An 8,892-nucleotide genomic window follows, 5' to 3' on the forward strand; every position below is an offset into this window, starting at 1 on the left:
GCTTTTTATCTCGCCGCAGGGCGGTGCGGCCCGTTCTCACCCCTCGGCGGACTCCGCGTACACCTGCGAGAGTTCGGGGCTGCCCGTCATCGCCCAGTCGAGACCGGCCTCCACCACGTCGATCTCGCGCCCCGAGGCCAGTCGCACGACGGGCTGACCACTCGGCCAGATGTGCCAGTGCGCACCCTCCACCGTGCGCACCAGCACCGTGCCGAGATAGAGGCCCGCGTCGTTGCCCAGCCAGGGCAGCTCCTCCGGATCGTCCCGCCAACGCGGCGGCAACTGGTCGAGCGCGACCAACGAGGCCGGACTGTCGTCGAGTTCGAGCCCCCGGTCCCCGGCCCGGACACGCAGCAGCTCGCATTCGGCGAGCAGTTCGGCCACGCCCTCGGGGTCGGCCTCGACGGCCGTCGCCAGCCCCGCCGCGCTCGATCCGTCGTGACGCTTACGCCAGTTGTCCAAGAAAGGGATGTTCATACCACTCAGGTTCCCACCCCGGCACGGATCCGCACCACAGGGCGCGCGGCCTGTCGTTCGAGTGCTGAACACCACAGGTACGCCGGGCGTTCACCCGCAATCCGGTGGAGCCCTCCACCGACGGGCTGATACCTTCCCCTGCGTGAGCACCCCCGAGTCCGACAGAGGCTAGCCACCGGTCCGCCGGTGGCTTCCGCGTCCGCCTCCCGCCGGCCCCGTGTCGCCGGGGGGCTCCGCTCTGCCACCCGGACCCGTGTGATGCGGGTCGTGCCGCCGTTCCGCCGTTTCGTCGCTCGCCGCCTCTCCTTTCCCGCCGCGAGCGGGTACGGCCCGCATCCCCGACCGACCGCTTCCGTTCCTCAAGCCGTCCATGGGGTCTCTTCATGCCGTTTGCCGTCTACGCGCTCGGGCTCGCCGTCTTCGCCCAGGGCACCTCCGAATTCATGCTGTCCGGTCTGCTGTCGGGCATCTCCGACGATCTGCACGTCTCCCTGCCCGCCGCGGGCCTGCTCACCTCGGCCTTCGCCGTGGGCATGGTGGTGGGGGCGCCGCTGATGGCGCTCCTGGGCCGCGACTGGCCGCGCCGCCGCGCCCTGCTGCTCTTCCTCGGCGTCTTCGCCACGGTCCACGTGGTGGGCGCGGTCACCACGAGTTACGGGGTGCTGCTGGCCACCCGGGCCGTCGCCGCCGTGGCCAACGCCGGATTCTGGGCCGTCGCCCTGGTCACCGCCGTGGGGCTCGCCGGACCCGAGCGGCGGGCACGGGCCACGTCCGTGGTGGTCGGCGGCGTCACCGTCGCCTGTGTGGCGGGCGTTCCCGCCGGGGCCTGGCTGGGCGGGCTGTGGGGGTGGCGGGCCGCGTTCTGGGCCGTGGCCCTGGTCTGCCTCCCCGCGCTGGCCGTGATCACGGCGGCGATTCCGGCGGGCCGCCCCGCGGAGCGGCTGCCGAGCGCCCGCGCCGAGCTGCGGACGCTGGCCAAGCCACGGCTGCTGCTCGCCCTCGCCACCAGCGCCCTCGTGCAGGGCGCCACGTTCTGCGCGTTCTCCTACCTCGAACCGGTCGCCCGGCAGGTCGCCGGCTTCGGCGCGGCCTGGGTGCCGGTGCTGCTCGCCCTCTTCGGCGTGGGGTCGTTCCTCGGGGTCGCCGTCTGCGGCCGGATCCTCGACTCCCGGCCCGTCGCGCTGACGGCGGCCGGTCTGGTGGCCCTCACCCTGGGCTGGTCCCTCTTCGCCTCGGCCGCCGGCAGCCCGGTCGCCGTCACCCTGCTGGTCCTCGTCCAGGGCATGCTGGCGTTCGGCACCGGGACGGCGCTCATCTCGCATGTCTTCCGGCTCGCGGACGGCGCCCCGACGCTGGCGGGGTCGTTCTCCACGGCGGCGTTCAACGTGGGCGCGGCGCTCGGACCGTGGCTCGGCGGGCTGGCGCTCGGCGCGGGCCTCGGCTTCCGCTCACCGCTGTGGGTGAGCGCGCTGCTGATGCTCCTCTCCCTCGCGACGGCCTCGGCCGCGCTGGGCCGGGCGCGGACACGGCGGCCGGTGCCCGCGACGGCGGAGCCGGGCCGACGGATCTGAGCGGGGACGGGTGCCGGGGTCCCGCCCCGGCACCCTCTCGCCTCAGAGCTCCAGGTCGACGACGACCGGTGCGTGGTCGGAGGCGCCCTTGCCCTTGCGCTCCTCGCGGTCCACGTAACTGTCCTTGACCCCGGCGGTGAACGCGGCGTTGCCGTAGACGAGGTCGATGCGCATGCCCTTGTTCTTCGGGAAGCGCAGCTCGCGGTAGTCCCAGAAGGTGTATGGCCGGTCGTACTTCAGCGGGCGGGGCATCACGTCCGACAGGCCCTCCTCGCGCAGTGCGGCGAGGGCGGCCCGCTCGGCGGGGGTGACATGCGTGGCGCCCTCGAAGAGCGCCGGGTCCCAGACGTCCTCGTCGGTCGGGGCCACGTTGAAGTCGCCGAGGACGGCGAACGGCCGGGGCCCCGCCGCGTCCTCGGCGACGGCGGCGCCCAGCGCCTCGAACCAGCGCAGCTTGTACGCGTAGTGCTCGTGCGCGACCTCGCGCCCGTTGGGCACGTACACCGACCAGAGGCGGACCGGGCCGCAGGTGGCACTGATCGCCCGGGGCTCCTGGACGCCGTCGTAGTCGGGGCCGCCGGGCAGCCCCGTCACGACGTCGTCGAGCCCGGCTCTGGAGACGAGCGCCACCCCGTTCCACCGGCCCGTGGCGTTGACCGCGGACTCGTAGCCCAGCTCGCGCAGCGCGTCGGCCGGGAACTGCTCGGCGGTGCACTTGGTCTCCTGGATGCACAGCACGTCCGTGCCTGTGCTCTCCAGCCAGGCCAGCAGCCTCGGCAGTCGGGCGGTGATCGAGTTGACGTTCCAGGTGGCGATGCGCATGGACGTAAACCTAGCGGCTCCCACTGACAGCCGCCGGGGCGGCGCCGGTCAGACGCCCGTCGATTCGCCCGGGGCCATGCGCGCGTGCCCGGCACCGCCCAGGGCTCCGATCTGGTTGTCGTAGATCGGCCGGGCGAGGTCGGTGAGCAGGGCGTCGTGGATGTCGATGGCGCGGCGCGGCTTCACCTCGCGCACGTAGTCGATGACCTCGGAGATCTTGTTCCAGGGGGCCATCACCGGAAGCATCAGCGTGTCGACCGGCGCCTCGGGGACGGTGAGGGCGTCGCCCGGGTGGAAGAGCGAACCGTCCACCAGGAAGCCGATGTTCGTGATGCGCGGGATGTCCGGGTGGATGACCGCGTGCAGTTCGCCGTGGACCTGGATGTCGAAGCCGGCGGCCCGGAACGTGTCGCCGTTCCCGACCGTGCGGACCCGGCCGGGGAAGGCCGCCGCGAGCTTGTCCGCGACGCTGCGCAGCGTCCAGATCTCGGTGGCCGGGTCGGCCTCCATGGCGGCCCGCAGCCGCCCCTCGTCGAAGTGGTCGGGGTGCTCGTGCGTGACGAGGATCGCCTCCGCCCCGAGCGCCGCGTCGGTCTCGGCGAAGCCGCCCGGGTCGATGACGAGCGTCCGCCCGCCCTTCTCCAGACGGATGCAGGAGTGCGTCTGCTTGGTCAGCGTGAACCCGAGCGGCTCGGGCGTCTGGGCGTCCATGCCGCCATCCTGCTACACGGGCGGGGTGGTTTCGTCCCGGATCACGTTCTGGGCGATGGTGAACGCGGCGCTCGCGGCCGGGATCCCGCAGTACACGGCGGTCTGGAGCAGCACTTCCCGGATCTCGGCCGGGGTGAGCCCGTTGCGCAGGGCGGCGCTGACGTGGGCGGCCAGCCCCTCCAGATGTCCGGAGGCGACCACGGCGGTGAGCGCGACACTGCTGCGGGTACGCCGGTCGAGCCCCTCGCGGCCCCACACCTCGCCCCAGGCGTAGCGGGTGACGAGTTCCTGGAAGTCGCCGGTGAAGGCGTCGGCGGCGGCCGTCACCGCGTCGACGTGGGCGTCGCCCAGCACCTCGCGGCGGATCCGCATGCCCTTCGCGTACGGGTCGGGGCGCACGCCGTCCAACGTCTCGGGCGGGGCACCGGCGGCGGTGAGTTCACCGGCCGGCTGCACGGGCGCGGAGAGCGGCGGGACGGGCACGGGCAGGGGGACGGCCGCCAGGGTGTCCTGCCAGGACGCGGCGACGTGCGTGAGCAGCAGATCGGTCACGGCGGCCGGCTGCTCGACCGGGGCGAGGTGGGAGGCGCCGGGGACGAGGGCGAGCCGTGCGTCCGGTATGCCGGCGACCAGCGTGCGGGCATCGCCGGGCCCAGTGACCTGGTCCTCCGCCCCGACGAGGACGAGCGTGGGGACCCCGATCCGGCCGAGGTCGGCCCGGATGTCGAAGGTGGCCAGGGCCTCGCAGGCGGCGATGTAGCAGCCGGGGTCGGTGGTGCGGACCATCTGGACGGCCCATTCGACGATGGCCGGCTGCGCGGCGGCGAAGGCCGGGGTGAACCAGCGCTCCGGCGCGGTGCGGGCCATCGGCTCCAGCCCGTTCGTCCGGACCATCACCCCGCGCTGGCGGAACTCGTCGGCGCTGCCGAACCGGGGCGAGGAGGCGACCAGGGCGAGCGTGGCGACCCGGTGCGGGTGGCGCAGCGCGAGATCGGCCCCGATCGCGCCGCCGAGCGAGCACCCCGCGTAACCGAACCGCTGCACCCCGAGCCCGTCGAGCGTGGCGATCAGCCGGTCGGCCAGTTCGCCGACGGCCGTGGCCGGGTGCGCGGGCGCACCGCCGTGCCCGGGGAAGTCGTAGCGGAAGACCCTCCAGTGCTGGGTGAGCTCGGGTATCTGTCTGTCCCACATATGCCATGTGGTGCCCAGCGAGGGTCCGAGGATCAGGACCGGGGCGTCCTCGGGCCCGTCGAAGCGGTATTGCAGGGTGTTCGGCGGTGTCTCACTCACGCCCCGCACCCTCTCACGTGTCACAAAATCTCACACAGCCGGGGAAGCCGGCCGGTCCGATGCATCCGGCGGCTCGGCCCGTCGAGCACCGCCGACACCTGACCAGCTGATGACGAACCTCTCACAGTGCACGGGCGAACCTGGCGCAGCGTGTCCTGCCGGCCGGGCTCGCGCCCGGTCCACGCGTCGACGCGCTGCTTCCTTCATCAGCACAGCCGCCGACAGTGCGCAGATTGCCGCAAAGCGTGTGGCGCCGTTCCGAAGGCCGGGACGACCAGGCGGGGAACCGTACAGGGCACTCCGATCAGCACCTGTTACCACCCTTTGGGATAGGTCGCCGACCTCACGTGCGACCGTTCAGGTCACCGTGCGAACCATCCCACGTGCTGGCGGCTTCGCGAAGGTCTTCAACCTCGAATTCGACGAAGGTTGACGGTCGAGACGCCACCTCTGCCGAGCACGAGCTCAGGCGGCGGCGTTGCTGGGGACCACACCCCCATCCTCCCACCCGACAAAAGCGGCGCGGGAAATGTCGGGTGAGCGAGGCCGGTGCCACCGCACGATGGGGGGCATGGATGACACAACCTTGGTATCCCGTTTTCTCCGCGACGGTTTCGTGAAGTTGGAGGGCGCCGTCGCGCCGCGCGTGGCCGCAGACTGTGCGCGGCTGCTGTGGCGGGAGACGGGCTGCGACCCGGACGACCCGTCGACCTGGACGCAGCCCGTGCACTGGGTGGCCGGCATGGCGCAGGGCCCGTTCGCCGCCGCTCCCAACTCCCCGTCCCTGCACCACGCGTTTGACCTGCTCGTCGGCGCGGGACGCTGGGAGCCGCGCTACTCGCTGGGCACGTTCCCGCTGCGCTTCCCGCACGAGGAGGAGCCGGACGACGCGGGCTGGCACATCGAGGGGAGCTATCTGCCGGAGGGTGAGAGCTGGTACTTCACGAATCTGCACTCCCAGGGCCGGGCGCTGCTGATGCTGTTCCTGTTCAGCGAGGTCGGTGAGGAGGACGCCCCGACCCGGATCCGGGTCGGCTCGCACCTCGACGTGCCGAAGGTGCTGGAGAAGTACGGGACGGACGGGGCGAGCGGGCTGACCCTTGCCCCCGATCTGGTGGCGGCGTCCGACCACCGGCCACTCGCCCTCGCCACCGGATCCCCGGGCGACGTCTTTCTGTGCCATCCGTTCCTGGTGCATTCGGCGCAACCGCACCATGGGGTGCGGCCGCGCTTCATGGCCCAGCCACCGCTGATGCCTGCCGCGCCGTACGAACTGGAGCGGGCCGACGGCGCGTACTCACCCGTGGAGATCGCGATCCGCAGGGGCCTGGGACGGGGCACCCCCGGTCCGGCCGAAGACGGCGCAGACCACGGCGCCGGGTAGGTGCCTCACAGCATCGCCGGCAGGGCAGTCGTGGATGTCGCGGCTCACTGCACGCTGCGGTCACCGGGGCCGGCACCGGGTGCCGCAAGGGGCGGCCGGCGCGCCTCTGGGGGCGCCGTCGGTGTCTCCAATCCCAAGAGTGCATTGCCGCCGTGCTGCCCCAGTTCGTCGACCACGGCCCGGATCACGCCACCGCCCAGTTGCTGGTGCTGTGCTCGCCCTGGGCGGTGTCTTCAAATGATCACCGCTGCTGGATCATGGTGTGGTGATACGTCGCCATGAACTGTCCGATGCCGAATGGGAGTTCGTCCGGCCGTTGCTGCCCGATTCGTCACGGGGACGGAAGCGGCTGGACGATCGCAGGGTCCTGAACGGGATCGTGTGGAAGTTCCGTACCGGTGTCGCCTGGCGGGACGTGCCCGAGCGCTACGGCCCGTGGGCCACGCTCCACACGCGTTTTCGCAGGTGGGCGATGGATAGGACGTTCGGCCGGATGCTGCGGGCCGCCCAGGCGAAGGCCCACGCGGCGGGCGACATCGACTGGCTGGTGTCGGTCGACTCCACGGCCGTCCGGGCTCACCAGCATGCGGCCGGGGCCCGAAAAGGGGGCTCCAAGACCCGGCCCTCGGCCGGTCCAGAGGCGGTCTGACCAGCAAGATCCATCTGGCCTGCGACGGGCGGGGCCGGCCGCTCGGCTTCGTCGTCACGGGCGGCAACACCAACGACTGCACCCGGTTCACCGCCGTGATGGAGACAATCCGGGTGCCGCGGATCGGACCGGGACGGCCCCGCACCCGGCCCGACCACGTTCTGGGCGACAAGGGCTACAGTTCGAAAACGATCCGCACCTGGCTCCGCCGCCGGGGCATCGCGCACACTATCCCCGAACGGGCCCACCAGGCCCGCAACCGGGCCCGGCGAGGCAGCCGGGGAGGCCGCCCGCCGTCCTTCGACCATGCGATCTACAAGCACCGCAACGTCGTGGAACGCTGCTTCAACCGCTTGAAGCAGTGGCGTGGCATCGCCACCCGGTACGACAAGACCGCCGAGTCCTACGAAGCCGCCGTCGCTCTCGCATCCCTCCTGATGTGGGCGTGACATTAGACGAGAATTAGCGTCTGCCTGACTGTGTGGCACGGACTCGTTCGACTCCCCGCCGAAGCACTTCCGCCATCTCGTCCTTCTGCGCTTTCGCCCCCTGGAACGGTGAGTACCGGAGTCGCAGGACAACGTTTCCGACGTGGGCCGTAACGAACGCCTTATTCGATGATTTGTACCAGTTTGCCACACTTTCATCTCCCACACTGGAGAAATCCAACTTCGTCGCAGTTCCGAGATCGCTTCCCCGCTCTACCACTTGCTGGCCGATCTGCTGGAAGACATTCCCCGTTACCTCGTTTGTAGAGCAGACGTAAATGAGGAAAGCAGAGTCCACGAACTCGGATCCGGGCGTGCCTCCATCACGTTCAAACTCAATGCCGTCGACAGCACATCCGTCCTGCTGGTCTCGTTCGGCGTCTGTGTCTACGTCGAATGTGACATAGCCCCGAGGCATTTCCTCGGCCGTCAGCAGGGCCTGGTCAGCTTTCTCGGCGGGTAGCATCTGCGATCCGGCACCGATGCCTGAACTGCCTACTCCTTGGGGTTGCTGCCTGGAGGGGCTTTGAGTTGGGCTCTGTGAGATCAGGATGCGCTGCCCTCCGTAGATGGCCAAGGTGACCAGCACAACGGCCAGCAGTAAAGATGCCCCGATCAAGATCCGTGCCCCCGGCGTGTTGTTGATTGTCAGCGGGCCGAGGGATATGTGACTACGCGAAAGGCGACTTCCCGTGATGACGACCGAATCGCGATTATTGATTGGCGAGCTGGACAGGTGCAGCAAGAGTTGATGCCGCAGCTCGGGGTCGCTTTCAATCTCTTCACGCAGAACATTCTGCGCTTCGTCTCGTGCCCCCACGTTCCCGGAATCCGCCTCCAACGCTCTCAACGCCGCTTCCCCCTGCGGGTTGCCACTCAGGCGGTTGCGGACAAGGTCTGCGACAGCGTCTCCACCGTTCTGGCCGATAGCTTCTCCTGCCGCCCCGATCACGGATGTCACAAGGCAGCCAACAGCTCTGACCGCTAACTCCGAAGCGTCCATCCCTCCCCCTCACTCTTTGCCACCCCAGACTGCAGATGCGGCGTACGTGTGAGGATGCCTTCCCGGATTCCCCTTCCGGCACGCCAACTCCTCGTATCGGACCCTGGCGTAGCTATCTCCGATCTCGCAGCTGTAACCGACAAGGCGGGCGTGCCCAGAGTGGTGTTGGGCTTGCTCGCGCGGCTGACGTGAGGCTTGCCGGTGTCAGGTCCGCAGGTGATCCACCAGTTGTGATCATTTTGAAAACACCGCCTAAAGGTTGTTGCAGAACGTCTGGGTTAGGGCATTCCTCTTGTATGGGTGGGGTGTTGCGGGCTGAGCCGTTGTGGGTGGAGACGTTCACCGGGTTGCGTATGGGCCGGTTCGAGAAGTTGGTGAAGGTGGTACGGGAGCGGGGAGGTAACGGTCCCGGTGGAGGGCGCCCGTGGTGCCTGCCGCTGGCGGACCGGGTCCTGCTGGTGGCCGTCTACTACCGCACCAACCTCACGATGCGGCAG

Annotated in this window: 7 protein-coding genes and 2 pseudogenes; 4 read left to right on the forward strand and 5 right to left on the reverse strand. The window is 70.1% G+C overall.

Features of this window, described 5'->3' with window-relative positions; translation table 11 throughout:
* Nucleotides 1–36: 36 nt before the first annotated feature.
* A complete protein-coding gene (locus ACFVDM_RS16115; protein WP_383639111.1) occupies nt 37–477 on the reverse strand; it encodes a DUF6278 family protein in 441 nt (146 codons plus the stop codon).
* Nucleotides 478–860: 383 nt separating this feature from the next.
* Here ACFVDM_RS16115 and ACFVDM_RS16120 point away from each other — a divergent pair, with 383 nt between their 5' ends.
* A complete protein-coding gene (locus ACFVDM_RS16120; protein WP_383639114.1) occupies nt 861–2,048 on the forward strand; it encodes a Cmx/CmrA family chloramphenicol efflux MFS transporter in 1,188 nt (395 codons plus the stop codon).
* A 42-nt stretch (nt 2,049–2,090) separates the two neighbouring features.
* Here ACFVDM_RS16120 and ACFVDM_RS16125 read toward each other — a convergent pair whose 3' ends face one another.
* From ACFVDM_RS16125 to ACFVDM_RS16135, 3 genes are read right to left on the reverse strand one after another with little or no spacing between them, the layout of a single operon-like run.
* The gene (locus ACFVDM_RS16125) at nt 2,091–2,870 is read right to left on the reverse strand and encodes an exodeoxyribonuclease III (protein ID WP_383639117.1); all 780 of its coding nucleotides are present in this window, start codon (nt 2,868–2,870) and stop codon (nt 2,091–2,093) included.
* Nucleotides 2,871–2,918: 48 nt separating this feature from the next.
* Nucleotides 2,919–3,581, reverse strand: a complete 663-nt coding sequence (locus tag ACFVDM_RS16130) for an MBL fold metallo-hydrolase (RefSeq protein ID WP_383639120.1) — start codon at nt 3,579–3,581, stop codon at nt 2,919–2,921.
* 12 nt (nt 3,582–3,593) lie between these two features.
* A complete protein-coding gene (locus ACFVDM_RS16135; RefSeq protein ID WP_383639123.1) occupies nt 3,594–4,871 on the reverse strand; it encodes an alpha/beta fold hydrolase in 1,278 nt (425 codons plus the stop codon).
* A gap of 571 nt (nt 4,872–5,442) precedes the next feature.
* Between ACFVDM_RS16135 and ACFVDM_RS16140 the strand changes: the two genes are divergently transcribed.
* Together ACFVDM_RS16140 and ACFVDM_RS16145 are read left to right on the forward strand one after the other, a co-directional pair.
* Nucleotides 5,443–6,255 carry a phytanoyl-CoA dioxygenase family protein gene (locus tag ACFVDM_RS16140; RefSeq protein WP_383639126.1) on the forward strand — a complete coding sequence of 271 codons (813 nt, stop codon included), beginning with the start codon at nt 5,443–5,445 and terminating at the stop codon, nt 6,253–6,255.
* Nucleotides 6,256–6,523: 268 nt separating this feature from the next.
* Nucleotides 6,524–7,353: pseudogene (locus ACFVDM_RS16145) on the forward strand (IS5 family transposase).
* Nucleotides 7,354–7,366: 13 nt separating this feature from the next.
* Here ACFVDM_RS16145 and ACFVDM_RS16150 read toward each other — a convergent pair.
* Complete coding sequence (locus tag ACFVDM_RS16150; RefSeq protein ID WP_383639129.1) at nt 7,367–8,395, reverse strand: hypothetical protein; 1,029 nt, start codon at nt 8,393–8,395, stop codon at nt 7,367–7,369.
* A gap of 296 nt (nt 8,396–8,691) precedes the next feature.
* On the opposite strand from ACFVDM_RS16150, the pseudogene ACFVDM_RS16155 reads away from it, so the two are divergent.
* Nucleotides 8,692–8,892: pseudogene (locus ACFVDM_RS16155) on the forward strand (IS5/IS1182 family transposase); the annotation flags it as partial.

Origin of the sequence: Streptomyces sp. NPDC057682, from assembly GCF_042799575.1 — a bacterium.
GTDB lineage: Bacteria > Actinomycetota > Actinomycetes > Streptomycetales > Streptomycetaceae > Streptomyces.

What these genes read in the sequence shown, in the direction of transcription:
- ACFVDM_RS16120 (WP_383639114.1), top strand. Translation starts at nt 861, where the DNA reads ATGCCGTTTGCCGTCTACGCGCTCGGGCTCGCCGTCTTCGCCCAGGGC.
- ACFVDM_RS16125 (WP_383639117.1), bottom strand. Translation starts at nt 2,870, where the DNA reads ATGCGCATCGCCACCTGGAACGTCAACTCGATCACCGCCCGACTGCCG.
- ACFVDM_RS16140 (WP_383639126.1), top strand. Translation starts at nt 5,443, where the DNA reads ATGGATGACACAACCTTGGTATCCCGTTTTCTCCGCGACGGTTTCGTG.
- ACFVDM_RS16115 (WP_383639111.1), bottom strand. Translation starts at nt 477, where the DNA reads ATGAACATCCCTTTCTTGGACAACTGGCGTAAGCGTCACGACGGATCG.
- ACFVDM_RS16150 (WP_383639129.1), bottom strand. Translation starts at nt 8,395, where the DNA reads ATGGACGCTTCGGAGTTAGCGGTCAGAGCTGTTGGCTGCCTTGTGACA.
- ACFVDM_RS16130 (WP_383639120.1), bottom strand. Translation starts at nt 3,581, where the DNA reads ATGGACGCCCAGACGCCCGAGCCGCTCGGGTTCACGCTGACCAAGCAG.